This is a genomic window from Streptomyces sp. NPDC048734, from assembly GCF_043198675.1.
In the GTDB taxonomy this organism is placed as follows: domain Bacteria; phylum Actinomycetota; class Actinomycetes; order Streptomycetales; family Streptomycetaceae; genus Streptomyces.
On record NZ_JBICUZ010000007.1, the window covers coordinates 289,037 to 314,895 of the forward strand.

14 protein-coding genes and 1 pseudogene are annotated in these 25,859 nt (G+C 74.7%); 4 read left to right on the forward strand and 11 right to left on the reverse strand.

Annotated features, from left to right (window positions below; genetic code table 11):
* Positions 1 to 37 precede the first annotated feature (37 nt).
* Entirely contained in the window at positions 38 to 595 is a 558-nt protein-coding gene (locus tag ACGFQC_RS20835) for a hypothetical protein (protein WP_363090284.1), read from the forward strand.
* 149 nt (positions 596 to 744) lie between these two features.
* Here ACGFQC_RS20835 and ACGFQC_RS20840 read toward each other — a convergent pair whose 3' ends face one another.
* The gene (locus ACGFQC_RS20840) at positions 745 to 3,333 is read right to left on the reverse strand and encodes a DEAD/DEAH box helicase (protein ID WP_363090283.1); all 2,589 of its coding nucleotides are present in this window, start codon (positions 3,331 to 3,333) and stop codon (positions 745 to 747) included.
* A 572-nt stretch (positions 3,334 to 3,905) separates the two neighbouring features.
* On the opposite strand from ACGFQC_RS20840, the gene ACGFQC_RS20845 reads away from it, so the two are divergent.
* On the forward strand, positions 3,906 to 6,050 hold the full coding sequence (locus ACGFQC_RS20845) for a SpoIIE family protein phosphatase (protein WP_363090282.1): 2,145 nt from the start codon (positions 3,906 to 3,908) through the stop codon (positions 6,048 to 6,050).
* Positions 6,051 to 6,223: 173 nt separating this feature from the next.
* Here the strand turns inward: ACGFQC_RS20845 and ACGFQC_RS20850 are convergent, their stop codons facing one another.
* A complete protein-coding gene (locus ACGFQC_RS20850; RefSeq protein WP_363090281.1) occupies positions 6,224 to 7,408 on the reverse strand; it encodes a type III polyketide synthase in 1,185 nt (394 codons plus the stop codon).
* Between the two features lie 503 nt (positions 7,409 to 7,911).
* Between ACGFQC_RS20850 and ACGFQC_RS20855 the strand changes: the two genes are divergently transcribed.
* A complete protein-coding gene (locus ACGFQC_RS20855; RefSeq protein ID WP_363090280.1) occupies positions 7,912 to 8,643 on the forward strand; it encodes a hypothetical protein in 732 nt (243 codons plus the stop codon).
* 186 nt (positions 8,644 to 8,829) lie between these two features.
* On the opposite strand, the gene ACGFQC_RS20860 is transcribed toward ACGFQC_RS20855, so the two are convergent.
* The 3 genes and pseudogenes from ACGFQC_RS20860 to ACGFQC_RS20870 form a co-directional block, all read right to left on the reverse strand.
* Positions 8,830 to 9,492, reverse strand: coding sequence for a hypothetical protein (locus ACGFQC_RS20860; RefSeq protein ID WP_393288475.1), 663 nt, complete (start codon positions 9,490 to 9,492; stop codon positions 8,830 to 8,832).
* Between the two features lie 279 nt (positions 9,493 to 9,771).
* Positions 9,772 to 10,388, reverse strand: a pseudogene (locus ACGFQC_RS20865) (VWA-like domain-containing protein); the annotation flags it as partial.
* A gap of 349 nt (positions 10,389 to 10,737) precedes the next feature.
* Positions 10,738 to 11,382: a response regulator transcription factor gene (locus ACGFQC_RS20870; protein ID WP_363090279.1), complete on the reverse strand. Its 645-nt coding sequence runs from the start codon at positions 11,380 to 11,382 to the stop codon at positions 10,738 to 10,740.
* A gap of 74 nt (positions 11,383 to 11,456) precedes the next feature.
* Here ACGFQC_RS20870 and ACGFQC_RS20875 point away from each other — a divergent pair, with 74 nt between their 5' ends.
* Positions 11,457 to 12,095 (forward strand): hypothetical protein, encoded by a 639-nt coding sequence (locus ACGFQC_RS20875; protein ID WP_363090278.1) that lies wholly within the window; start codon positions 11,457 to 11,459, stop codon positions 12,093 to 12,095.
* A gap of 130 nt (positions 12,096 to 12,225) precedes the next feature.
* Here ACGFQC_RS20875 and ACGFQC_RS20880 read toward each other — a convergent pair whose 3' ends face one another.
* From ACGFQC_RS20880 to ACGFQC_RS20905, 6 genes are all read right to left on the reverse strand, one after another.
* On the reverse strand, positions 12,226 to 12,771 hold the full coding sequence (locus ACGFQC_RS20880; protein ID WP_363090277.1) for a DinB family protein: 546 nt from the start codon (positions 12,769 to 12,771) through the stop codon (positions 12,226 to 12,228).
* Between the two features lie 125 nt (positions 12,772 to 12,896).
* On the reverse strand, positions 12,897 to 14,837 hold the full coding sequence (locus ACGFQC_RS20885; protein ID WP_363090276.1) for a hypothetical protein: 1,941 nt from the start codon (positions 14,835 to 14,837) through the stop codon (positions 12,897 to 12,899).
* Positions 14,834 to 18,394, reverse strand: a complete 3,561-nt coding sequence (locus tag ACGFQC_RS20890; protein ID WP_393288504.1) for a DUF5682 family protein — start codon at positions 18,392 to 18,394, stop codon at positions 14,834 to 14,836. Before ACGFQC_RS20890 ends, ACGFQC_RS20885 begins: the two co-directional genes overlap by 4 nt.
* A 95-nt stretch (positions 18,395 to 18,489) precedes the next feature.
* Complete coding sequence (locus ACGFQC_RS20895) at positions 18,490 to 19,659, reverse strand: AAA family ATPase (protein ID WP_363090341.1); 1,170 nt, start codon at positions 19,657 to 19,659, stop codon at positions 18,490 to 18,492.
* Positions 19,660 to 19,694: 35 nt separating this feature from the next.
* On the reverse strand, positions 19,695 to 24,770 hold the full coding sequence (locus ACGFQC_RS20900) for a hypothetical protein (protein WP_363090274.1): 5,076 nt from the start codon (positions 24,768 to 24,770) through the stop codon (positions 19,695 to 19,697).
* Positions 24,767 to 25,621, reverse strand: a complete 855-nt coding sequence (locus ACGFQC_RS20905) for a DUF4132 domain-containing protein (protein ID WP_363090273.1) — start codon at positions 25,619 to 25,621, stop codon at positions 24,767 to 24,769. The genes ACGFQC_RS20900 and ACGFQC_RS20905 overlap by 4 nt, the downstream gene beginning before the upstream one ends.
* Positions 25,622 to 25,859 lie beyond the last annotated feature (238 nt).

Genomic DNA, 25,859 nt, shown 5'->3' on the forward strand with positions numbered 1-25,859 from the left:
CCACCCGAATACCGAGCAGCCCTCGAGAGGTACCACCATGACCCGCCGTCGACCGGTTCCCGGACCACGCTCCGGTCCTGCCTTCGTCGCCGTCCTCCTCGCCGTCCTGGCCCCCGCGGTCACGGGATGCGGCGCCGACGAGGAGACCAGGGACTACTCCGTGCCGGGCACCCTCTGTGGCATACGCGTCGATGCCGAGGAGCTCACTCCGTTCCTCCCACCGGGGAGGAAGCTCTCCGTCAAGCCCGTCGTCTACCCCACGGCGACCTGGTGCGATGTGTCCGTGGACGGAAAGCTCGCCGTCAGAACGGTCCAGAAATGGTGGCAGGAGGGCCGTGACACGGCGTACTTCCTCCGCAGCCAGACCCTCGAGCGGGTGGAGAAGACCGCGGACGCGGGGCGGTACGTGTACTCCGACTGGCAGGCGTTCGGCAAGACGGAAGACTGCGTCGACGAGAAGTACGGGGAAGAGCTCTACACCGGAATTCAGGCCTACGGTTCCGACCACAAGGACGCCGACGCCATGAAGCGTCTGATCGTCTCCTTCACCGAGAAGGTCGAGAAGTCGGATGCGTGTGACAGGCAAGCGTCATGAGGGACAAGTGGTGGCAGGCTCCGGGATCGCCTGGATCGCCCGTGCTCAGGAGAGCTGGTGCGAGAACGGCACAGGTGCGAGAGCAGTGATCGTCGGGGGGCCTCGATCGAGTTGCGGCCGACCGTGGCCGGCTCCGTGTCCCGCGTCCGTCAGCCGCCGGTGAGCAGGCGTTCGCGCTCGGCCGCCACGATCTCCCGCGCCAGCTCGGCGTCCGTGATGTCGAACGCTTCCGGGGCGCTGTCGGCGGTTTCGGAGACGCGGGCGAACTCCGCGAAGAGTTGATGCTTGCGCGCCAGTATCTCGATGATGCGTTGGTCGACGCCTTCTTCGGAGAGCAGGCGGTGTACCTGTACCGACTCCAGCTGTCCCATCCTGTGCGAGCGGCCGATCGCCTGCCATTCGGTCGTCGGCTTGAGCTGGGGCTCGCAGATCACGACGACTGATGCCGCCTGGATGTTCAGACCCACGCCGCCCGCCACGATCTGGGCGACGAGGACGGCCCCGTGGCGGGCTTGGGAGAACTCGTCGACCATGCTCTGTCGCTTCGCGGCGGGTACGGAACCGGTCAAGGGCCCGAACACCTTTCCCGGAAGGACCGACGCCACTTCGTCGAGGACGTCACGGAAGTACGAGAAGACCAGCACCTTGCGCTCGTTGTCCTCCGCCTCCTGGACGATGTCGACGAGGCGCCGCATCTTCTCGGACTTGGCGCCGGCGCGTAGAGCGGCCTGGCGCATGGCCATGAAGTTGCCTTCGACGACAGCCGCTCGGTAATGCTGCTCGTCGGCGCTGGACATCGGCATCCACTCGTCGACCTCGAACCGCTCCGGGAGCTCGGTGAGGACGTCTTCCTGGTTGCGCCGCAGGTAGGCCGGGGCCACCTGCTTCCGGAACTGGCGAGGAGCGATTTCCGAGGCACTGACCGACAGGTCCGGCCGGAGGTGGCCGACGAGATTGCGGAACTCCTCGATCCTGTTCTCCAGCGGGGTGCCGGTCAGGAGGACCGCTCGCTCCGATGCGTGGATGAGGGCCGTGGAGCGTCGGGTGCGCCGGGCATCCGGATTCTTGATGTAGTGCGCTTCGTCGAACACCAGGCATGCGGGTGAGGCGCGTTCGGGTATCCGTCCTTCCAGCCAACCGAGGGTGTCGTAGGTGGTGACCGCGACTCCGCCGTTGCGGATCCAGGACTTCAGCGCGTCGTCGCGACCCGGCCCGTGCAGGCGGTACGCGCGCAGGTCGGACTTCGCCTGGACTTCGCGCACCCAGTTGGTCACGACGGCGGCGGGACACACCACCAGGAAATGGGAGGAGCCCTTGGCGCGCAGGTGGGCGAGCACGGCGAGTGATTCGACCGTTTTCCCCAGACCCATCTCGTCGCCGATGACGACCTTCCGTTGCACGAGCGCGAAGCGGGCGCCGAATGACTGGTACCCGCGCAGAGACGCCTTGAGATGGCTGGTGTCGAGCTTGAGTGCCCTGACCGCGTCGACGATCTCGGACGGCAGGTCCCCTTGGCTCCTCTCGGCGTCGTCCGCCAGGAATCCGAGCTCCGCGAGCATCGCGTAGTAATCGGCCGGTCGGGCGCTGAAGTCCTCCCAAGGATCACCGCCTGCGACGTCAGCCCCACCGTCGAGCAACGCCCCGCGGCGCTCGACGGCCGCCAGCGCGGCACGCAACTCGGCGACGGACCGGGCCTGGGGGACAAGAACCAGGTGGGAGGTCCGGGGATCAAGACTCCGGAGGAGCGGTCGTACCGCGTCGGCGGCGGCGAGGTCCGCTGCCGCGCCGCGGATCGAGCGTGCCGCGTCCCAGGCCCGCATCGTCGTGAGGAGCTTCGTGGTGGCGTGGGACCGGTTTTTGACGTCGATGCGGACCGGCGTCTCGTCCAGCGTGGTCTGCCGGATGGTCTGCGCGGCGCCGACCATCCGGTTGCCCGTGGTCTCACCGACTCCGGGGAGCGATCGGATCCGTGATCTCTGGTCGAGGACCTGCTGCACGGTTCTGATTCGGGCATCGATCAGTGCCGTGATGCGTAGTTGGCCGCTGGTCGCGTCCTTGAGCCGCTCGACGGGCATTTCGGCGAGTAGCTTGCGCACCTCGGCCTGTCGGACGGCGCTGCCGGCGGCCTCGACTGCCGCTCTGAACTCGTTCTCGCGGTGCAGGGCGCGATCGATCGCGCCGATCGCGGTCCCGGCGGCGTCCAGTTCATGCCGTCCGACGAGTTCGGCCCGGGCGCCGAGGCGGTGGCCGAGGCCGACCGTGTCATCGAGGACGGCCGGGAGCCCGACCGCGGGGACGGCACTTCTGTCCCAAGCCGCCAGGCCTTCCAACTCGGTGACGAGTCGGGTGCCCGCAGCCCGCTCGTGAAGGGAGACGAGGTAGGCCGCAGCCTGCCCCGCTTCGTCCTTGCGGCTCTTGCCCGAGAACATCCGGCGGGCACCGAACAGCGCCCGGACGGCCGTCAGTGCCCGGCCGGCGTCGCCGGTCAACTCGCGGATGCCCTGTTGGGCACGGGCAGTGAGCGGCGGAAGAGCCCGACGGCAGGCCAGGGAGTTCACCAGGTCTGCATCGGACGGAGCGAGCTGCAGTACGCGCCATGCGGTGGTGGTCCCGGTCCCGAGCGGGGCCACGCGGCCGAGGAACTGCCCGTCGGCGTCTTCCGCCGCTGTCTCGACGGGCCCACGTTGCTCGAGGATCCCCACCGCGAGCTTGCGCCACCCGCTGATCTCCTCCACCACACCACGCAGGTGCTGACGTGCTTCTCGCTCCATTGCCCCCGCCGACTCGCACGACCCCTGGGAAGATTAGCGACCCCGGTTGACGAAGGCGACCGGATCAGGAAAACGCCGGAACGTCCGAGCAGCGTTCGCAGGCCGCCCACCAGGAGGCCGAGCTCGGCGTACGGCTCCGAAAGCGTCTCGCGCTGCTCGACCAGCGGCAGCCGATGTCGACGAAGCCGCCGCAGATCCTCACCGCGGCGGTTGTGCTGAGCGTTTCCGGTCTCCCCTCTCGCGAGTGAAGCGCGAGTGAAGATCGCTTTCGTGTGATCACGAGGAGGGCGTGAGGCGCGGCGGGAATGCGATACCTCCTGGCGGGTGGCGGGTGATGCCCACGGGCACGATGCCCGCCGGTGCGACGCCCACCGCCCGCGGCATTCCCTCACGGTCCGTGTTCACCGCGCGATCCGCTGGTGTGGGCGAAGCGACCCCCGGTGTTATTCAATGAGGTGTGCGGTCAGGGAGCTCGGGGCCCCGTCGCACGGTTCCGAGTACGGCCCCGGTGCTGTGCCGGGGATTGCCGAGAGAGCCGCATGGACTCCACACCGTCTCCGTCGTCGCCCTTCGAGCTGGTGAGCAGCGCCCTGGGGCGCTACATGCCGCGCGGCGGAGCGGCAGCCGCCGAGGAGCGGGACGACCGCACCCTCCGCCGGCGCGTGCCCGACGACCCGGAATCCGGTCGGCAGGATCAGATTCTCGGTGCGGTCAACCTGGACCGGGATCTGAGGATCACCCGCCGCAATCTGGACGCCCCCGTGTTCGCGGGCCTGGAAGCCGAGACCGGAAGTCTTTTCGTCGATCTCCTGCCCTCCGGGGACGTACCGACGGTCACACGGCGGTTGCGGCAGGTCCTGGAGACCGGTGAGGCGCACGTCGCCCGGATCCAGCGCCTGCGGCGTGGCGACGGGTCGGAGCTGGTGGTCTCCCTGAGCATCCTGCCCGCCGCGGCGCCCGAGGGGGGCCTGACCGTCTCCTTGATCGCCATGGCCAGGAGGCTGCACCTGTACGCCGCCGAGACCGCGGTCGGCACGTCGCTGGACATCGGCGAGACCGCCCAGTCGCTGGCGGAGTCACTGCTGGCCTGGGGAGACGTGGCCGCCGTCGACCTCGACTTCGCCGTGTGGACGGGCGAGGGAGTCACCGGGCAGGAACAGGGGCGCATCCGGCTCCGGCGGGCGGCCCTCGTACCGGACCGCGCGTGGCCCGACGGCTATGCGACGCCGGGCGACGATCTCCCCGGCGACGCGAGTCGCCTGCTGGCGCAGGCGGTACGGCGCGACGACGCCCCGCAGACGATCGTCATACCCGACCGGGAAACGGTCGAGCGGGTACTCGGCAGTCCGCGAGTGGTACGCGCCCTGGTGCCCGGCGACCGGTCGGCGGGCGTGGCGTGCATCCCGCTGGTACTGGACGGCTCGCCGCCCGTCGTGCTGGGCGTGGCGGAGGTCTGGCGGCGGGCGGACCGTCCCTTCCGCGACAGCGAGCTGCTGGACCTGCAGGAACTGGTGGCCAGGACCGCCCATCACGTCGACCTGGCCCGCCAGCACCAGCGCGAGCACACGCAGGTCCTGGCGTTGCAGCGCCGGCTGCTGCCCCGGACCGGCGGCGACACCATCGCGGTTGCCAGCGTCTACCAGCCCGCCACCCCCGACAGCGCCGGCGTCGGCGGCGACTGGGTGAACAGCTTTCCCCTGGCGGACGGGCGTACCGCGCTGGTGGTCGGTGACGTCGTCGGGCACGGCCTGGGAGCCGCGGCGACCATGGGCCAGCTGAGCATGGAGGCCCGGGCGCTGCTGTCCGCGGGGCTGGCGCCCGACGAGGTGCTGGAACACCTGGACGAGACCGTGACGCTGCTGGACGACGCGGAGTCCGGGCTGACGGCCGGCTACAGCGCCCTCGGGTCGACCTGCTGCATCGTCCTCTACGACCCGGTCAGTCACCGGATGACGCTGTCCAGCGCCGGCCACCTCCCGCCGGTCCTGGTGTCGCCGGACGGGCAGGCGGACCTGCTCGCGGTCCGCCCCCATCCCGGCCTCGGTGCCGAGTTCGCGCTGCGGGAGCCGTTCGACCTCCACACCTTCGACGCACCCCCGGGCTCCCTGCTCGCCCTCTACACCGACGGTCTGGTGGAGGATCCGGCCATGTCGATCGACGAGGGCATCGACAGACTGGCGGAGACCGTGTCCACGGTGCACCCCTGGGACTCCCTGCAGCAGGCCGCGCGGCAGGTCGTCTCCGTGCTCGCGCCCGCGCGCCAGCGCGACGACGTGGCCCTGCTGCTCGCCCGCACGATCGGCTACCGCAAGGGGGACACCGCGACCTGGCGGCTGCCCGCCCGCGACGACGCGCCCGCCCGCGCCCGCGCGCGGGTTTCCACGCTGCTGCGGCAGTGGCGCACCAGGGACGACGCCCGCGACAACGTGTCGCTGCTGGTCAGCGAGCTGGTCACGAACGCGGTGCGCTACTCCACCGGTCCGATCACGGTACGGCTGATCAGGACCGGCAACGGCCTGCTGTGCGAGGTGGGCGACACCGGCAACGGCAGACCGCGCCTGAGCCCGGGCGGCCTCCTCGACGAAGGCGGTCGTGGCCTGCACATCGTGCACAGGCTCACCACCCGGTGGGGAGTGCGGTGGACGGAGACCGGCAAGGTGGTCTGGGCGACCGTCGTGAGGTGACGCGGCCGGCCGGCGTACCGGAGCCGGCCGGCGTACCGGAGCGCGGTGTCGGTCCGGGCGGCGTGCGCGTCGGCGGGCACCGCGGTGCGCACGGTGCTCCCCGGCGGTGACGGCGGCGTGGCGCGGCCGGTGCCGCGGACGCCCCGTCACCGCCGCGGTGGCGCGGGCCCGCCCTACAGCCACTCTCCTTCCAGGGCGGTGGCGGTGAGGCCCGGCGCCGCCGCGTACAGCACGGCGCGACTGCCCGGCTTCTGCCCGGCGTCGTGCGCCCGCCGCAGGATGTCGAACACGGCGGCGCCGCCACGGTTGCCGCTGGTGTAGCTCTCCCGACTGTGGTCCAGCAGCCCCGACGGCCAGGAGTCGGGCATCGTCTGCTCCATGTACTCCAGCACGCGGGTCCCGCCGGGGTGCGCCAGCAGCACGTCGGGGTGCCAGGAGACGGGGTCGTCCTGGTAACGGGCGCGCAGCCACTCCCACATCGCGGTCACCGTCTCCTGCACGGCGCGCGGCCCGCGCCGGTCCATCACGAAGTGGGTGCCGTCCGCCCGCGTCTCCAGGCGGTGCAGGTCCTGCGTGCCGGGCAGGGTGTGGTGCCAGGCGGAGTCCAGCCGCAGCACCGACTCGCGCCGCGGGCGACCCGTGACCACCGCGGCGACGGCGGTGTCCGCGAACAGCAACCGGACGATCAGGGACTCGAGGGTGTCGTCCGCGGGCTGGTAGGTCGTGCTGAGCGCCTCCGCGATGACGACCAGGACCACCCGGTCGGGGTCCGCGGCCACGAGATCCGCCGCCAGCGCCAGCGAGCGGGTCCCCGCGACACAGGCCCACTGCGTGGCCGGGAGCAGCATGGTGTCGCCGCGGAGCGAGAGCTTGTTGGCGAGGGCGACGTCCAGGCCCGGCAGCGCCGGGGTGGTGGAGTGACTGGTGATCAGGCAGTCGACGTCCGCGGCCTCCAGCCCGGCGATCTGCAGGGCCCCGCGCGCCGCCCGCTCGCCGTAGGACCGCACGGCCTCCCAGGCCGGCGCGGTGCGTTCCTGGACGGTCTGCGGTCCGGGTATCGCCTCCAGGGCGGCGATCACCCGCTCCACGTCCTGTTGGGCGAAACCGGCGCTTGCCAGGGCCTGTTGGGTCGGTCCTGCGCCGACGGCCGGCAGGCCGCCGCCGTTGCCGGGCGCGACGGCGGCCTCCAGCGGCAGCATCCACCCGCGGGTCTCGATGCCCGTGCTCGCCGCGATGGCGTCGACGCGCGGCGCCCACGCCGCATGCGGATGCCGGTCGCGCACCTCCGCCACGATCTGGCTGGTCCGCACGGCGTGTTCGCCGTGTATCACGGCAGGGGGGCAGAGGTACGCGGCCATGGTGGGTCACCTTCCAGGAGAACGAGCGGGAGTGTCACGAGTGCTGTGTCATGGGTCACTTCGGGATTCGGCGCCCAAGGCATCGCCGAGGGGCTCCAGTTCGGGAGCCGGTGGCTGCCTCGAGCATGGGCGACAAAGGGACATTTGCGCTGTGATGCAGACAACTCGGATGGCTCTCGGGGTGTGTGACGCCGCACACACCGCCGGGCGCGCCCCGCGGCGGTTCCCCGGGTACCGCCTGACCCGGCGTCAGCCGGCGGCGACCGTTCACCGGACCGAGCAGGTCGCGCCGAGCGGAGGACGGGCCGTCCACCGCGCTGGCGGCGGTCTGCCCGCCCGGCGGCGAGCTCCGGGCCCGCACGGCAGAGGCCCTGCGCGCGGCCGCCCTGCACGGTCCCGACGGGGGACGGCTGTCCGCGTCGCGTGCCCTGCACGGGCTGACGGGCGAGAGCGGACCGCTGCTCGCCGCGATACGCGCCGAACTGACCGGCGAAGGAAGGTGCTTGAGGGAGGCCGCCCAGCTCGTCACCGGTCTCGGGGAGGCCGCGGGGGAACTCGTGCCCGCGATGCGCGACGCCCTGCGGGAACGGCCCGAGGGCCGGACGATCCCCCGCCTCGACGCCCTCGCGGAACTCGCCGCCGCACTCTGGGACATCACGGGTGACGCCGCCACTGCGGTCCCGGTGTTCGACGCCGTCATCAGGGCCGACGGCGGCCCCTGGACCCGGTGGACGGCCCTGCGGACGGCGCGCCTCGCGGTCCGGCTGGGGCCCGCGGCCCGGCCGTTGCGCCCGGCGCTGGAGGATCTCCTCGCCACACCACTGCACGCACCGGCCGCGGTCCTCGCGTTGCTGGCCGCGCTCCCCGAGGAGGAACTGCGCGGCCCGCTGGAGCGCACCGCGCTGGCCGGGCCGGTGCTGGACGCGGCGGAGTCCGACGTCGACTCGGCCGCCGCGTTCGAGGCGCTGTCGGCGCTGGGCCGGGCCGCCCTGACCGGCGAACACCTGCGCCGCGTCGAACGCCTGGCCCGCGGCGACCGGCGGGTGGTGACCGCGGGGATCGAGAACCGGATCATCCGCGCAGACGAGCGACTGGCCGCCCGCGCCGGCGAAACGCTCGCGGCGCTCACGACGGGCGGGGCGGACACGGGGCTCACGACGGGCGGGGCGGACGGGGCGGACACGGCGCCGCCTGTGCCGCCGGGGCAGGTGGCACAGACGCCTGCCCGCAGCTGACGCACGGTCACCACGGGTGGGGCCTGCACGTCCAGCGGATCTTCCCCGTGCCCGGCCGGGCCGCCCGGTACGGGGACGTGCAGGCCGGGTTCGGCGCCGTACAACAGGTCCGCGGCGCGCTCAAGGAGACCGGCGCCTGCCGCAACCCGGCCTCGGCCCGTGGGCCCGGCGGGCCGAGGGAGCGGTTCAGCAGGCGGCGGCCAGGGCGGGCCGCGTGACGACCGGCGGCCTGGCGGCGGACACGGCGGCCGCGGTCGGCCCGACCGAGGCAGGAGCGGCCGTGACCGGCGTGGTCGCCCCGCCCCGCGGGGCCTCGACCGTCCCGCCCCGCGCGCGGTCCGCGAACACGAACAGGCGCAGCACCACAAAGCGCCCCGTGCCGGCCAGGGCGGAAGCGCCCAGGTACACGGCCTGCTGGGTGACGAGACCGGGTGACGACCGCACCGCGTACAGGACGAGCACCGCGGCGCAGGTGACCCCGTACGCGGCGGTCGCCGAACCGGCGGACTGCAGGTGACGGCGCCACCCGGCGCGTCGTCCGGTGCCGAAGGTGAAGAAGGCGTGCAACTCGGTGCACACCAGGGTCGAGGCCACGGTGACCACCGCGTTCGCCAGGGCCCAGGGAATCAGCGTGGCCACCAGCGGGACGGCGGCGCCGGAGAGGAGCCCGACCCCGCCGCCGCAGACCACGAACCGCACGAAGGAGGCGAGCGGGCCGGGCGTCGTGGCGGCCGCCACCACGGGCCCCGCGCCGGCCGGACCGCCCGTGCGCAGCTGCTCCGGGGCCGGCCGCCGCCGCGGTTCCGGCCTGGGCTTCGGCCGGGGCTTCGACAGGACGGGCGACGTCATCGCGGGTTCCTTCCGGGGTGATCGGACCTACTGGCAGCCGGACCTACGGGCACGCGGACCTGGGCACTCGGGCCACCTGGGAATCAACCCCGTTGCGGAACCGCCACGTCGAACGATGCCGTGTTCCGCTCCCCGGCACGAGGGAGCGGCCCACCGGACCGGAGGTGGGGCCTGCCCCACCACGACGGTGGGGCAGACAGCCGGGGACCCGTCTTCGAGCGCGCCGGCACCGCCCGTACGGACGTCCGCGCAAGGGGCCCGCACCGGCCACCGCCGGCCTCACGGGTGTCCCCACGACGGCACCGACCCGATCTCCGCCACCCGTGCCCACGCGGGCGGGGTCCTCGGCACGTGGTCGGGATCGTCCTCGTCCCACGCCCCGCCCCTTCGGGGAAACAGCTCCACGACCGTCCGGCACGGCGGACGCGAGGCGGGCCAGGGCGTCTGACCGCCCGTCAGGACCACGATGACGTCCGGCCGGGGCGGTGACCGGAGCGCCTTGGCGAAGCCCGTGCGCAGGTCCGTGCCCCCACCACCCATCAGGGGGATGCCCTCGCCCCGGCACGGCGGGTGCACGATCCGCGCCGACGCGTCGCAGGCAGCCACCTGACCAGGTCGCGCCGACCGCCCACGGCGCGGGCGATGGCCGCGACTTCGAGGAGCGCGCTGCCCAGTTCGGCGTCGCTGACCGATCCGGAGGTGTCGATGATCACCGAGACGTGGGGCGGTCTGCGCCGCAGGCTGGGCAGGACGACCCCGGGCACCCCGGCCGAGCGCCGTGCGGGTCTGCCGTAGGTGTAGTCCTCGCCCTCGCCCTCGCCCGCGCCCGGGCCGGAGGCCGCGGGGCGCACGGCGGCGCCGAGCAACTCCCGCCACGGCTGCGGCGGCCAGAAGGAGAGTCGGGAATCCCCGTTCGCGGTTCGGGTGAGCATCGGCACTCACCTTGCGCGGTGGGGTCCCCCCATCTGTCAACGGAGTGAGTCGTCATCGCGATCACCGTGGTGTTCACCCGCCCGGCGGGGCCAGACATTTTCCCCGGACCCCTGGGGACCCCCACCACCGGCCCCCGAGGGCCACCGCCGGTCCGACACCTTTCCGCCGCGCCCCACCATTCGGGCCCGCGCGACCGGTACGACCGTGGAGACACGACCCTGTGGTGAGGCGGACGGGAGATGACGACCGGCCCGGCCCCACGACCTGAGCAACGAGTGGACAAGCCGACGGTCGCTTGATCAACAACTTCTGTCAGGACCTCTCAGGCGTGTCCTTCGGTACAGCCGGCCGCGGTGAGTCTGCCGGCTGTCGGCAGGGGTTGGTGGTGCCGGCGGACTCGCCCGGTGAGACGAGCCCCGTCTCGTAGGCGAGGACGACGGCCTGGGCTCGGTCGCGCAGGGTCAGTTTGGCGAAGATCCGGGCCACGTGGGTCTTCACCGTCGCCTCACCGAGCGTCAGTTTTTTCGCCAGTTCGGCATTGGAGAGACCCCGGCCCATGAGCGTCAGCACCTCACGCTCGCGCGGCGTCAGCGCGGCCAGGTCCCGGTGGACGGCCGGGGTCGCGGGGCCCGAACCGGTTCTGGGGCCGCTGGTGGCGAAGCGCTCCACCAGGCGGCGGGTGATCGAGGGCGCGAGCAGGGCATCGCCGGTGTCGACCAGGCGTACGGCTGCGGCCAGATGCGCGGGGGTGACGTCCTTGAGCAGGAATCCGCTGGCTCCGGCGGCGAGGGCGGCGTAGACGTAGTGGTCGAGGTCGAAGGTGGTCAGCATGATCACCCGGCAGTCCGGGACCTGCGCGAGTATCCGGCGGGCGGCTTCCAGGCCGTCCATGACGGGCATCCGGATGTCCATCAGTACGACGTCGGGCCGCAGCCTCCGCACCACCGAGTAGATCACCCGCCAGCACCTGCCTCCTCAACGGGGTTCACCAGGACGGAGCACCCCTCACCTGCCTACTGCCTGTCTCCGGCATGTTCCGGCCGGTCTCCCACGTCGTCCCGCTGGTCCGGGCCCGCCGCCCGGGCCCGCTCCTCGTCGCCGAGGCGTACCGGGGGCTCGAACAGGCCCTCCAGCGGCAGGGGTTCGACCACTGCTACGACAAGGGGCTCCACGACCGTCCGCTGCACGAGGACGCCGGCGCCGTCCGCGCCCACCCGCGGGCCGGCCTCGCGCCCCAGCGCGGCCTCGCCCGCTTCCTGGAGAACCACGGCGAGCCGCGGGCGGCGACCACCCTGCCGGGCGAACGGGGACGCGCGGCGGCCCTCACCGTCGCCACCCCGCCCGGCGCGACGCTGTGGCACGACGGCCAGTTCGAGGGCCGGTGCGTGCGCCCGCCGGTCTTCCTCTCCCGCCGGCACCCGGAACCGGTCGACGAGGCGCTGCGCGACTTCTACGGCCGGCTGCTGCGGGCGACGCCGGCCCTCCGGCGGGGCGAACGGCGGACGGTCACGCCGGCCGGCCTGCCGGGCGACGACAGCCGCCGCGCCCTGCTGAGCTGGACGGGGACGCGTACGGAGGCACGCCACCTGGTCGTCGTCAACCACTCCGGCCGTCCGGCCCGGGCGCGGCTGCCCCCTGGTGCGGCCTGCGGGACCGCGCACCGCACCTGACCGACCTGCTCACCTCACGGACGTACGACCGTGAGTGCGGCGAACCGGCCGGCCGGGGCCTCTTCGTGGACCTCGGGCCCTGGCAGGGGCATCTTCTCCGGTCCCCTGACGAACAAGCGGCCCGACCGGCTCATCCCATGGTCTTCGCGCCGTCCAGGGACTCGCGGATGATGTCGGCGTGCCCCGCGTGCTGGGAGGTCTCGGCGATCACGTGCAGCAGTGCCCGGCGGGCCGACCAGTGCTTGCCCGGCTCGAACCACGGTGCCGACGGCAGCGGGTGCGCCGCGTCGAGGTCGGGCAGCGACGCGACCAGTTCGTCGGTACGGCGGGCCACCTCGGCGTACTCCTGCAGCACCCCCGCCAGCGTCTCACCGGGCAGCATCCGGAACTCGTCGGCCCGTCGGGCGAAGTCCTCCTCGGTCATGTCGTCGAAGTCACCCATCGCCGACGGGCCGTCCACGATGAAGGAGGCCCAGTTCCGCTCGACCGAGGTGACGTGCTTGATCAGCCCGCCGAGGCACAGCTCACTGGCGGTGGTCCGCAGCCCCGCCTGCTCGTCGGTCAGGCCGTTGGTGGTGAAGCGCAGGAAACCGCGGTGCTTGGCCAGGGTCTCCAGCAGGTCGGCGCGCTCCCCGGTGAGGGCCGGGGCGAGGGGGGCGGTGCTGTTCAGGGACATGGCGTGTCTCCGTCTCCGAGAGGTGTGTTCCGCGTTCGTGGACCACGGTAGGAGGGATACAGGTCAGTTCCTGTCCTAAAGAGGCGGGGGCGCGGATCTGAAGAAACGGGGTCCGCGGATCGCCCTCACGCCGGGAGCGCGGCCGCCCCCCACGCCTGCGCGCACAGCGCCCGCTCGACCTCGCCGGTGTACAGCGCCGCCGCCAGCCATGCGCTCGCGAAACGCCCCGAGTCCGACGGCAGGAGCCGCCCGAACGCGTCACGGGCGCGGTCCGCCGCGGCGGCGTGCAGCGCGTCGAGGAGGTCGCCCGCCGTGCCGAGTCCCACGCGGCGAAGCCGGGCGCCGTCGCCCGCCGCGCCGCCCGGGAAGGCCAGCACCCGGCGGCCCCCCGACACGGCCTGGTGGACCCGTCGGCGCAGCAGGTGCAGCGGTGCCTCGTCCGCGTCCGGGGCCGCAGCCGGAGTCCTGTCCCGGCACGTCGTCGCGGGCAGATCCGCGTGCTGGAGCCGGTCCAGCCCCAGGTCCACCCGGGCGGCCGGGTCGCTCGGGTGCTCGCTGGCCAGCAGCAGCGCACGGGGAACCGGTCCGGGCGCCAGCCGGGCCACGATCCGGACACTGCCGCTCCCGGCCGCCGCCAGCAGACGCAGGTTCTCGCGGTACGGCAGAGCGGGCGCGTCGTGGGCCACCGCCAGCCGCAGGGGCACGCCGGCGCAGTCGGCCAGCAGACAGTCGCCCGCCGCCTCCCGGACCGTGCCCCGGAGCGTCACCTCGAGGAACAGCAGATCGTGACCGCCCCCGAGCGCCCGCGCCACCTGATCGGCCACGGGTACGGCCCACAGCTGCTCCAGCGGCCCGCCGCGCCACGGCGCGCCGGACGCGCGCACCGCCCGCACCCCCGCTCCCGCGCCGAGACGTCCCGTCGGCGAGACGGTCGCGCCCGACACGGCGAGGCCCGCGCGCGCCAGTTCACGGTGCGTCAGGGAGGTGTCGCCGATCCGGACGGCCCGGTCGGCGGCCCCGGTCGCGCGGCCGGGACCGCCGGGCGCCACGTCGGACACCGTGTAGAGGCGGCCGTCGGCGTCCGCGGTCCAGGTGACCGCGCCCGCGTGACCGGTGGCCGTGAGGACCGGCTCGGAGAACAGTCCGTACAGCCGCAGGGAGCCGTCGGGACGGTACGGCTGCCGTGCCGTGCCGCGCAGTTCGGCCAGGTCGGGGCCCGTGGCGTGGGGGAGGCGGTGCGCCACGGCCAGGAGGCCGCGGAGCGCGTCCGCGAGGTCGTCGAGGCGGTGGGCCGGATCGGCGGAACGGGCCGCGCGCACCCCGGTGACCACGGAGACTGCGGCGGCCGAGGCGCGGGGGAGACCCGCGAGGCGCGCGGTGTGCGCGGCGCGCAGCAGCTCCGACTGGAGCACGGCGCCGGCCCCGTCGGTACCGGCCTCCAGGACGGCGGCCGCCGCTTCGAACACCGCACGGGCGGCGGCGCGTTCCTCCGGCCCGGCCGACTCCGGTGCGGGTCCGGGGCCGTCCTCCTCCCGCGACTCACCCGCCGTGTCCGCCGGTTCGCCGGCCGGCGCGGCCGGTGGCGCGTCCTCGGCGACCGGCGCCGCCGAGGCGGCGGCCGCGCGGTGCAGGCAGTCCGGCGCCAGCAGGCAGCCGCAGCGGATGGCGTCCGTACTGGTCACCGTTCCACCGGGGGCGCGCAGTTCGAGGTCGGTGTCGTCGTCGACGGCGATCCGCACGATGTCGCCGTCGCGCGCCACCGGACGGGCCGCGAGCTTGGCGACCCCCGCGTCCAGCCGCTTGCGCAGCCGGGGCGACAGCGCCCCGACCAGCTCGGCGGTGACGGACGGGACGACCGGGGGCAGCCCCGCGCCCGGGCGGTCCGAGGCCGCCTCCGGGTCCGGGTGACGCGAGGCCGCCTCCGGGCGCGGGTGACCGGAGGCGCCTTCCGGTTCCGGGTGACCCGAGGTCCCTTCCGGACCGGGACGATCCGAGGCCTCTTCCGGGCCAGGGTGATCAGTGGTCCCTTCCGGGCCCGGGTGTTCCACGGGCAGGTCCAAAGTCATGCGATCTTCTCCCCTACCCAGCGGGCGAGTTCGAGTGGGCTGAGGGCGGCCACGGGCATGCCTGCGGCGACGAGCTGACCGGCGACGCCCGTGGAGTAGCGGGGCCGGCCCGTGTCGTCGAGGCTCGCGCAGCCCAGGACGTGACAGCCCGCCCCGACCAGCGCGCGGACCTCGGCGAGCAGCCCGCCGAGCGGATAGCCCTCCTCGAAGTCGCTGACGACCACGACGAGGGTCCGCGAGGGGACGGTGACCAGCTCACGGGCGTGCCGCAGTCCCGCCGCGATGTGCGTGCCGCCGCCCACGCTGACCTCCAGCAGCAGCGACAGCGGGTCCTCGACGTGCCCCGTGAGATCGATGACCTCGGTGGAGAACGCCAGGAAGTGCGTGGACAGGGTCGGCACCCCGGCCAGCACCGACGCCGTGAGCGCGGCCCAGACCGTGGACGCCTCCATCGACCCGGACACGTCGGTGACCAGGATCAGCCGCCAGTCCGCGGACCGCCGCGCGCGGGTGCGGAACACGGGGTGCTCGGGGATGACCCGGATCGTGCCGTCGGGGGAGCGGCGCGCGGTCGCCAGGTTGGCACGCATGGTGCGCGGCAGGTCGAGGCCGCCACCCGGGCGTCTGCTCGGGCGCGGCAGGGCCGTGCCGTGCAGCGCCGGCCGCAGCCGGGTGGCCAGTTGCCGGGTCAGGGCCTCGACCAGCCGCCGGACCAGCGGACGCAGCGCGGCCAGCCGGGCCTCGGGCAGACCGCCCGCGTGACTCAGCACGGTGCGCAGCAGGTCGACCGAGGGGCGCACGCTGTCCGCGTCCAGCTCGGCGAGCACGTCCCTGCGGCCCGCCGCGGCGGCCGCGGCCAACACCTCCTCCCGGACGCCCGGACCGAACAGCATCGCCAGCTCCTGCGACCACTCCCGCACGCCGGGGTAGGGCACCTCCCGGCCGCCGCCCGGGCCGCGCCCGGTCAGGTCGCCCCTGCTGCCCTCCCCGCGTCCACCGCCGTACAGCTCGTCCAGCGCGGTCGCGAGCGAAGCAGCCGAGGAGGGAAGCTGATCCTTCCTGCGGCCCAGGACGAGTCGCCAGCGGTCACCGGGGGCGAGCAGACCGCCCTCGGCCCGAGCCGCCGACGACCCGACGGGCACGTCCGCCTGCGCGGCGGCGGGCGCGGGCAGCAGCCCCAGAGTCCGCAGGGCCTCGCGGCCGACGAGGTCCGCCCGCGTCCAGGCGGCGAGCGCGACCGGGTCGACACCGCCGGTGTCCGCGACGCGCGAGACGTCCAGGCGTTCCTCGACGGCCGCCAGCAGACGGTCGCGGGCCGCGGGGCTGAGGGCGTCGAAGCCGCCGCGCAGCGCCGGGAGCCGGTCGAGGAACTCCCGGTCGGGCAGCTCCGACACCCGGTCGAGCAGGGGTTCCAGCGCGGGCGCCGCCGCCTCCAGCAGGGGACCGGCGGCGGTCAGCAGCCCGCCGAGCCGCGCGGTGAGCGCGGCCCGCGAGTCGGCGTCGACGGCCCCGTCCACCCAGGACGCCACCCGGTCCCCGAACCCCCGCGGATCCTCCTGCCCGAGCAGCACGCGTACGGCCCCGGCGGCGCCGCGCATCAGCGGGGACCCGTCGGTGGCCAGCCGGCCGAGGGCATCGGTGAGCCTGATGCCGCCCGACAGGTCGGCGCGGTGGGCCAGTTCGAGCAGGGCGCGGGCGTCCGCCAGGTCCTCGGAACCGGTCAGGCCGTCCACCTGCCGCACCGCCGCCGACGTGAGCAGCTCGGCCACGCCGGCCGCCCGTGCCGTACGCCCCCCGTCGGCGCCGAGACCGGGGACGTGCCCGGCCCGCAGCCGGTCCAGCAGGGCCAGCCCGGTGAGCAGCTCGGGCAGGGTGCCGGCGCCGGGGAGCGCCTCGGCGAGGTCGTCGAGCCGCTCGTCCGCGAGCCCGGTCAGACCGCACTCGGCGGCCCGCGCCAGCCCGTCGAGAGCCTGCGCCGCCGTCGGCCCGCCCTCGTTCTCCTCGGCGCGCCGCCGTTCCCGCAGCACCCCTTCGGCGGCCTGCGCGGCGGTGACCCCGCGCACACCGGCCGCGGTCAGCATGGCCGCCGTCGCGGGTGTCCAGCGCACCTCCCAGCGCGAGGTGAGCGCCTCGGCACCCCCCGCGCCGACCACCTCCTTCGCCTCCCCGTACGGCACTCCGCACACCGCCAGCCGGCGCAGCAGCAGCTCACGGCGGCGGTCGAGGTCGGAGCGCAGCGGGTCCAGACGCAGATCCCGCGCCGCGCCGGGCACCCCGTCCGCCGGTCCGGGCAGGCCCAGTTCCGCCACCTCGCCCTCCACCGCCGGGGCCAGACCGCAGCGCGGCGCGTCCGGCGCGGGCCGTCCGGTGCGGGTGCCGACCAGCACCCGTTCCATCGCCCGCGCCACGGCCCGGCCCCGCCCGTACGGCTCGCCCTGCGTCAGCACCGTCTGCACGGCCTCCACCAGCTCGCCCCGGCCCGCCGCGGGCAGCCCGCGCAGCCGGGACAGATCGGAGGCGAGCCGGACGATCTCCCGCGCGTCGGCCGGCCCCGACGGGTGACCGAGGAGGCGCAGCTCGGCACAGACGCGGACGGCGGCCCGCGTCAACGCCTCTTCCAGTGCCTCGGGAACACCCGCGGCCCGCAGGACCATGTCCTGCCACTCGGGGTCCCGGATGCCCGCCGGATAACCGGACCGCTCGTCCAGCAGGGCGTAGGTGTAGGGGATGAGGGACGTGGTCCACGCGGGGCGGTCCGGGCCGACTGCGGCCTGACCGGTCTCCTCCGCCCCCGCCGCCTTCTCCGGGTGTCCACCCACCAGCGCCGGGGCGTGAAAGGCCCCGACCACCACGGCGGCCCGCTCCCCGTGCGCGGTGGCCCGCGCGATCCGCTCCCGCATCCACCGCTCCCGCCGCAGGTCCAGCTCGGGCACGCCGCCCGCCGCGGCCGCGTCCTCGCGCAGCGCCCAGCCGGTGAGCAGGGCCGCCCGGCGCAGGGCCTCCGGCGGCGAACCGGGTGCGGTGGCCTCGACGAGCCGGTCCCACAGATCGTCCCCGGGACGGCCGCTCACCCCGGCCCGCAGCGCGGCGGCCAGCCCGGGACCGCCCGCCCCCGGCGCCGGGGCGGTGGCCCGGCCCGCGTCCCACGCCCGGTCGGCGAGCGGCAGGTCGCAGGCGACCACCGGCACGCCCCGCCGGTCAGCCCAGCGCACGGCGGCCAGCTCGGGCGAGAAGTCCGCGAACGGATAGAACGCCGGCCCCGCACCGTCCCTCCCGTCAGAGGGGGCGGCGGCGAGGGCGACCGGGGCCCGCGTCTCCTCGTGCCCGAGCCACGGCAGCCACTCCTGCATCTCGGCCGGCAGCTCGACGAGCAGCACGTCCGGCTTCGCCGCGTCCAGCAGCGCGGGCAGCGCCGCGGCCAGGGAGGGCGCGTGATGCCGTACGCCCACGAGGTAGGGCGCCGCCGGGCCGGTCAGGGCGGCGAGGGCCTCCTCGGGAGGCACGGAACCGGGACGGGATCCGGTCGGCACCTGACCGGAGTCGGATCCGGACGGCACCCGACCGGAGCCGGATCCGGCCGCGTCCGGCCCGAGGCGGGGGCCGGCCGCGCCGGGCCCGTGGTGGGGGGAGAGGCGGGAGAGGGACACGGCCGTCAGCCCTCCAGAACCGTGCGCAGGTCCCACAGGGTGCGCCAGGTGGCGGAGCCCTGTTCCGCGCGGCGGCGGACGGGACCGTCCCAGTAGCCGCGCAGCCGGGCCGCGTCGGCGGGGTCGTCCTTGCGGACCACGCCCAGCAGATGCCCCGGCAGCAGGCCGAGCACGTCACGGTCCCCCGGGAAGTACGCCGCCGCCAGAGCCAGGGCCCCCGCCACCGACACGGCCTCGGCGGTGCTCATCACCGTGGACGGCCGCTCCACCTCCCAGCCCTCCGCCGACCGGCCCTCGCGCAGATCCCGGAAGGCCGTCACCAGCGCCTCCAGCACCGCGTCGTCGACGTGGAACGGCGCTCCCGCCCGCTCCACCGACGCCCGGGCCTGGCTGCGCACGAGCGCCGTCTCCGCGTCGACGTCCGGGATGGGGCCGACCGTCTCGAAGTTGAAACGGCGCTTGAGGGCCGCGGACATCTCGGAGACACCCTTGTCGCGCAGGTTGGCGGTGGCGATGAGGTTGAACCCGGGCGCCGCGTGCGCCAACGCGTCCTCGGAGCCCGCCAGTTCGGGTACCGCGATGCGCCGTTCGGAGAGCAGCGACACCAGGGAGTCCTGCACCTCGGGCAGACAGCGGGTGACCTCCTCGACCCGCGCGATACCGCCCCGGCGCATGGCGGTCAGCACCGGCGAGGGCACCAGCGCCTCCCGGCTCGGTCCCTGCGCCAGCAACAGGGCGTAGTTCCAGCCGTACTTGATCTGGTCCTCCGTGGTGCCCGCCGTGCCCTGCACGACCAGGCCGCTGGTGCCGCACACGGCGGCCGACAGCAGCTCCGACAGCATGGACTTGGCGGTACCGGGCTCGCCGACGAGCAGCAGACCGCGCTCGCCCGCGAGGGTCACCACACACCGCTCGACCAGGGCCCGGTCGCCCACGAACTTGCCCTCGATCACGAGCCGGCGCGGCACCCCGTCGGCCGCCCCGGCACCGTCGGGCAGCTTCAGGGCCCGACCGTCGCTGCCCATGACGAACGTGACGACCGCCCGCGGGGTCAGCCGCCAGGCGGGCGGACGCGGCCCGTCGTCGTACGCGGCGAGGAAGGCCAGTTCGGCGGCGTACCGGTCCTCGGGCGGGACGACCTGGCGGGCCGGAGCAGGGGAGAGGGTGGTCGTCATCGGCGCGTGTTCTTCCAGGTGCGGGGGGACGGTGGTCATCGGCGGCGGCCCTTGCGGGTGGCGCGGGTGGTCAGTTCCTCGTAGGCCGGGGCGTCGCCGGCGCGGACGCGTTCCCACGCACGGGTGAACAGCTCGGGCACCGGCGTCAGCGGCACCGCACGGGAGCGCTCGCCCACCGGATACAGGCCTTCCTTCCACACCTCGACCGGCAGTGCCGGCGCCTTCAGGTCGCGCCAGCCGCAGGGCAGGAAGAGGGTGCGCCCGGCGCGCGGCCGCTTGGCCTCCACGACCAGGTCGGTGGCCGCGAGTTCCGCACGGGCCTTCTTCGTCCGGGCGGGCCTCCAGCCGGTCCAGCGGGCGCAGTTGCGGTCCGTGGGGTCGGGCAGGGCGAGCAGCTGCAGGTACAGCGCCGCAGCGTCCTCGCTCAGGCCGTGCGCCCCGGCGGCCTCCGCGACCAGTTCCGGCACGCTGACCATCGGGTCCTGGGCGTGCCCGCCGGCCCCCTCGGGACCGGTGCCGGCGGCGAGTGCCCGGGCGAGGTCGTCGCCGAGGACGGCCCGCAGCGCGCGCAGGCCGCCGCCGCGTCCCGGCCCGGCCAGCCCCTCGACGAGTCCGAACACGGCGTCGTCCGGCCCGGTCAGCCCGGCCGGCCGTACCAGGACCGCCTCCTGGTCCTGGTACCAGGGGCGCAGCACGAGCGCGTCGCCCAGGCGGGTCAGCCCGTCCGCGTCACTGCCGCCGGTGGCGGGCAGACCGTAGGCCTTGCGCAGGCCGGGGGCGGTCAGGTCCTTCTCCGCCCAGGTGACGTCGAGGTCGAGCAGCAGTCCCGGGTCCGTGAGGCGGCGGCGGACCGCGGCGAGCCCCTCGGGCAGGGCGGCGCGCAGCGGATGGCCGTACGGCAGCGTGTAGGCGAGCCCGGCCAGGGAGGCCACGGCGCTCGACAGGTGGTGACGGCCGGGCAGCGCCCGTGCGTCGTCGGGGACGAGGTCGCCGTTCCTGCCGGGCCGCTGGACGGTGGTGCGGCTGATCCAGGGCGTGCGCGTCGGGTTGAGCACGTCCTCGGCCGCACCGGCGGAGACCCCGGCGAGTTCGAGATCGGCGGCGATGTCCTCGGGGAGCCGGACGAACCCGCCGAACCGCTCCTGCCAGATCGCGCCCGCGGCCGCCGTGTCGGGGCCGACGGTCCACAGGTCACCGGGACCGTCGGGCAGCAGGGCGCCGACGAGGGCGGACCCGTCGCCGAGCCGGAGGGAGGTCAGCAGGCCGTCACCGAAGGTCTTCTGACGGGGCTTCAGGCCGATGGTCGCGAGCCGGTCCGTGGCCACCTCCACCGGCTTGCCGGCGAGCAGCAGCGCCGACTGCACGGGACCGAGTCCGCCCCCGGTCGCGGCGGCGAGCGCGTCCGGAGCCGTCTGCTGCCAGGGCGCGGGGCCCTTGTCCCGGATCAGCGCGGTGACGGCGGCCAGGGCGTCGGCGGGGAACACCGGCGGGTGCGCCGTCTCCCGCTCCAGGACGAAGTGGGCGATCGCGCCGAACGCGCCGGACGGGTCGTGGTCCAGGGCCAGCCAGTGCACCCGGCCCTTCTCCCGGTCGACCTGCCGGCAGCCGAGCACGACGACCGTACGGTCCCCGTGGCGCAGCACCTGGCCCACGCGCTCGTGCTTGTCCTGCGGCTCGCTCAGCACGACCTCCCGCAGAGCGGCGCCGTCGGCGGCGGCCAGCCGCCCGTCCGCGATCACCTCGAACAGCACCAGGAGAGCCTCCCGGTGCGCGTCGGAGAGGACCGGGGAGGCGGCACGGTAGGCCAGGGGCCGCAGCACGTCGAGCAGGGAGGGCCACAGCCCCCCGATGCCGGGGACGGTGAACTCGTCGCTGCGCCACCCCTCGGCGGACCCCGTCGACCGGGAGCGCTCGGGCAGCGGCCTGCCGTCGGCGGGCCTGCCGGACAACACGTGGTTGACGGCGCGGATCTGCCGCACGGCGCTCCACTGCTGCCCGCCGCCCCACCAGCCCCGCTGGTCGGCGAGGCCGGCGGTGGCCTCCCGCAGCGTCTGGTCGTCCGCGTGCCGGGGACTGTAGTCGCCGAACATGCCCTCGACGCGTTGCCGTTGCGCCGGCTTCGGCTCCGCCGGGGGCGCCACGAACGCGGCGGTCGACTCCGCGAGCCGCAGCACCGCGCGCACCAGAGCGGAGACCCCGATGAGCAGGCGCCGCTCGCTCAGACCGGGCAGGCAACGGGAGACCGCCTCGCGCAGGACATCGTCGGCGGTCGGCAGGACGGGCTTGCCGTCGGCGGTGTCGCCGGAGGCGCCGTTCGACACCGCCGCCGTCCCCGTCGTGGTCGCCGCCGCCCCTTCGGGCGCGCCCCCCGCCGAGGCGGCCTTCGCCGCCGCCACGCGCGCGGCGTGCTCTGCGAGCGCCTCCGCGCCGGTGCGCAGTACCACGGCCGCCTGCTCGTCGCTCAGCGCCCGCAGGACCGCCGACGCGGCCTCGTCCCGGGGCCGCAGCGCGTGCCAGAAGTCGACCGGCGGGACCAGCCGCGTGCCGGCGGCGAACTCGCCGCCCTGCTTCAGGGGGGTCACCCGTCCCGACTCCCCGGACGCGGAGGTGTCGTCCGCGGTGTGGAAGACGATCTGCCGGTGCAGGGCCACGACGACGGGCTCGGCCCCTCCGGGGAGCCGCAGCGCGCCGACCGGCACACCGCGCGTGACGCCGTCGCGGTCCTTCGGCAGGGAGACCGTGCGCCCGTCCGGCGTACCGGCGGTGATGCGGGCCTGGGCGCCCTCGCCCTCCTCGCGCACCCAGCGTCCGAGGACCGCGCCGTCCGTGCCGAACGGGCTGTGTTCCAGACCGGGCTGGAGCGGCAGCACCGCGCAGTGCTGCTGGAGCAGCGCGGCGTCGTCGCTGACGCCCGAGCGCAGGAACGCGGGCAGCGAGGCACGCCCGTGGGTGCCGGTGGCCGGGTCGTACTCCAGCCACACCTGCTTGCGCCCCTGCCGGCCCTGACGCCAGTACGAGGTGCCGTCGCCGAGGATGCGGCGGCTCGGCGGCAGGACGGTGTCACCGGCGTGCAGCGTGCGGCCGCCGGTGGCCCGGCCACCCCCCGGCAGCGGGATCGAGGGTTCACCGGCGTCGTGGGCGCCGTACCAGTGAGGGACCCGTTCGCCGCTCAGGGGGAAGACGTCGGAGGGGCGGGCCGACCAGTAGCCGAACTGCTTGCCGTCCTTGGGCCACATCACCAGCAGCTCGCCGTCCGTGAAGCGGAACGACGGACGCTGCCAGCGGTCCAGACCCTCGGGCAGTCGCAGGTCGTGTTCGAGGAGGACGTCCTCGGGGCCGACGACGATCACCTTGTGCCTGCGGGAGAGGATCAGCGCGGGCCAGGCCTCGTCGACGCGCAGGGTGTCGTCACGGTCGTGCCTGGTCTCGGCGTCGAGCCGCTTCACCGCCTCCTCCAGCGCGGGCCAGACCAGTTCGTCCGGGATGCCGGCGCGCAGCGTGCGGCCGAGCAGCGGCGCGACCTCGTGGGCGGCGACCTCGGCGACGGCGGCGGGCCCGACCCGGGCCGCGACCGCCCGGAACGGCCGCATTTTCTCCAGCGCCGCGCGCGCGGCGGGCAGACCGGCCGCGGCGGTCAGCTCCCCGGCCGCGTCCTGCAGCCACTCGCGCAGCACGTCGGCGAGTACGGGATGACCGGCCAGCCCCTCCAGCAGCTGCGTGTCCGGCCGGTGGCCGTTGAGCGTGCCGACGGACAGGTACAGCAGCCGGCGGTGGCGCGGGTGCGCCGCGAGTGCCGTCAGGTCCCGCCGCCCCGGAGCCTTGTCCTTCAGCCACTGGCCCAGGGGGAGGAAGACGTCCCGGCCGGTGGCGGGGTCCGCCAGCGGCACGTCCTCCGCCAGGCACAGGTCGAGCAGGTCCAGGTCGGCGCCGGGGTGCCAGCGCCCGGTGAAGAGGTCGACGGGCCGGCCGCCCTCGCGCAGCCGCGACGCCATCCGCCGGACGAGCGCCAGCGTGGCCGGCGACCGGTCGCTGACCGAGCTGCCGTGCTTGCGGTGCAGGGACCAGCGGCTGAGCCAGTCCGCCGCGTCGACGTCGGAATCGGTCTCTCCGGTGAGCAGCAGGTCCGCTCCGCACTCGGTGAGCAGGTCCAGCCAGAACTCGTCGTCGCGCGTGGAGCGGCCCAGGCCGGCCGGCATGATCTCCAGCAGCCGGGCCCGCACGGCGGGCTGCTCCCTGGCGAGGAGCACCAGCGTCGCCCGGTAGGTGTTCCAGAAGGACGCGGGCGCCCGGACCGCCGCCGGGGAGGCGATCAGGTCGGCGACCAGCGCGCACTCCTCGGCGACCCGGTCCAGGCCCGCGGCCTTGACCAGCCCGCGCGCGTCCTGCGGGAGCGAGGCGTACGGCGGCATGCCGGCCGCGCAGCGCTCCACCGTCAGCTGCCGGAACTGGGCCCAGGCGTCGGCGGGACTCAGGCGCGCCGCGAGGGCCTTGACGTGCTCCTTGAGCGCCTTCACGGTGAGCGCCCCGGCGAACGCGAACTCCAGGAACACGGCGCGCTGCCGTTCCTCGTCGACGGCCAGCGCGTGCACCCGCTCGGCCTCGCGGGCCTTGCCGAAGAACGCGGCGGCGTACGTGGTGTTCTCGTGCTGGAGGAAGACGCGGGCGGCCTGCTCGTAGAAGGTGGGCAGGAAGTGCGGCACGGTCCGGCCGAGCCGTTCGCCGAGCGCCTCGAAGCCCTCCTTGGCGGCGCCGGGGCGGGACTTGGCCTGCCGTGCGAGCCGCTCGACGTCCTTGACGAGGGCCAGCGCGTGGTGGCCGTTCGCCGGGTCGTTGACCAGCGCCCAGGCGGGGAAGCCGAGCGTCTCCCGGCGTATCTGCCCTACCTGCGGCGTCTCCGGTTCCCGGACCAGGCCGAGGAAGTCCAGCGCCAGGTCCTCCGCCTCGCCGAGTGTGCCCGGCACCAGCCGCACGATCCTGCGCTCGTCCAGGGCGGGATGCGTGTACGTGCGCACGGTGAGGGCGTCGGCGTCCTCCCGGCCGGTCGTGCCCGGCGGCAGGATCGCGCCGGCGTCGAGCAGTGCCGCGGAAGTCGTCTCGTCGTACGTCGTCATGCCGCCTGCTCCTCGTCCTCGATGTTCCGCCCGGCGTACAGCGAGGCCGCCATGCGCATGCCTTCCGACCAGGCCACCGGCCCCACCTGACCGAGCTTCAGCGCCCGGCCCGCGGGGTCGGTGAAGGTGAGGGGGCCGGTCTCCGTCTCCTCGTAGCCTTCGTAGTCGCCGATCCACACCCGGGCCTCGACGCCCCGGCCGTCCTCCAGGACGGAGCAGACGGCGTTGCCGCCGCGCACGCGGTAACCGAGCTGGGCGGCCCTGCCGTGCAGGAAACGCAGCTCCTTGAAGGCGCCGCCGGCGTACTCCTCGACGGAGGTGGCCTCCGCGTCGAGCGTGGCGGGCCGGTGCCAGACCTCGCGGAACAGCTGCTGGGCGCGCTGTTCGACGCCGAGTTCGACGGCGAACTCCCTGAGGTCCTCCAGGTCTTCGAGGAGCACCGGGTGCGGGAGGCGGACGAGGTCGGGGGTGATGCGGACGGTGTCGCCGTCGAGGTCGACGAGGCCGAGGCCGCGCTCGGGGTCGGCGTCCCGCAGGAATCCGGCCACCTCGCCGTCCTCACCGGTGACGACGAGGTCGCGCAGGGCGGCCCGCCACGCCGGGTCGGGCCACACCCGCGCGAGGACGGCGAACGGCACCGGCAGCGAGCGCACCATCCAGCGCTCCACGTCGGTCAGGCACCGCTGTTCGTGCCGTTCCAGCCATTCGACGAGCTGACGCAGGCCCACCACGGCCGGATCGTCGGCGATCTTGGGCGGCACGGACTTCAACCGTCGCCCCGCCGCGTTGCGGCACACCACCTTGCCGTCGTCGAGGGCGACTTCGTAGTCGCCGGCCGACACCCACCCCATGTGTGCCTCCCGCACCCGCACTGATCAAGTGACGGGAACTCTAGATCAGGCCACTGACAACGGGTCCGCGACGAGTGGTCGGCGTTCCGGCGACCGTTTTCCCGGATTTCCCGCAACCGGGCACCTCGATCACCGCCGCCGAGACGGTCGCCGCGCCGCACGCCCTCGAATCACCGGGCAGAAGCGGAAGCGGGAGCGGGCGGCGGGGACCAGGGCGCGCGCGGCCCAGGGGCCGGTC

Coding starts and splice junctions, on each gene's coding strand:
- ACGFQC_RS20835 (WP_363090284.1), top strand. CDS start 38: ATGACCCGCCGTCGACCGGTTCCCGGACCACGCTCCGGTCCTGCCTTC.
- ACGFQC_RS20845 (WP_363090282.1), top strand. CDS start 3,906: ATGGACTCCACACCGTCTCCGTCGTCGCCCTTCGAGCTGGTGAGCAGC.
- ACGFQC_RS20850 (WP_363090281.1), bottom strand. CDS start 7,408: ATGGCCGCGTACCTCTGCCCCCCTGCCGTGATACACGGCGAACACGCC.
- ACGFQC_RS20860 (WP_393288475.1), bottom strand. CDS start 9,492: ATGACGTCGCCCGTCCTGTCGAAGCCCCGGCCGAAGCCCAGGCCGGAA.
- ACGFQC_RS20875 (WP_363090278.1), top strand. CDS start 11,457: ATGTTCCGGCCGGTCTCCCACGTCGTCCCGCTGGTCCGGGCCCGCCGC.
- ACGFQC_RS20880 (WP_363090277.1), bottom strand. CDS start 12,771: ATGTCCCTGAACAGCACCGCCCCCCTCGCCCCGGCCCTCACCGGGGAG.
- ACGFQC_RS20885 (WP_363090276.1), bottom strand. CDS start 14,837: ATGACTTTGGACCTGCCCGTGGAACACCCGGGCCCGGAAGGGACCACT.
- ACGFQC_RS20895 (WP_363090341.1), bottom strand. CDS start 19,659: ATGACGACCACCCTCTCCCCTGCTCCGGCCCGCCAGGTCGTCCCGCCC.
- ACGFQC_RS20900 (WP_363090274.1), bottom strand. CDS start 24,770: ATGACGACGTACGACGAGACGACTTCCGCGGCACTGCTCGACGCCGGC.
- ACGFQC_RS20905 (WP_363090273.1), bottom strand. CDS start 25,621: ATGGGGTGGGTGTCGGCCGGCGACTACGAAGTCGCCCTCGACGACGGC.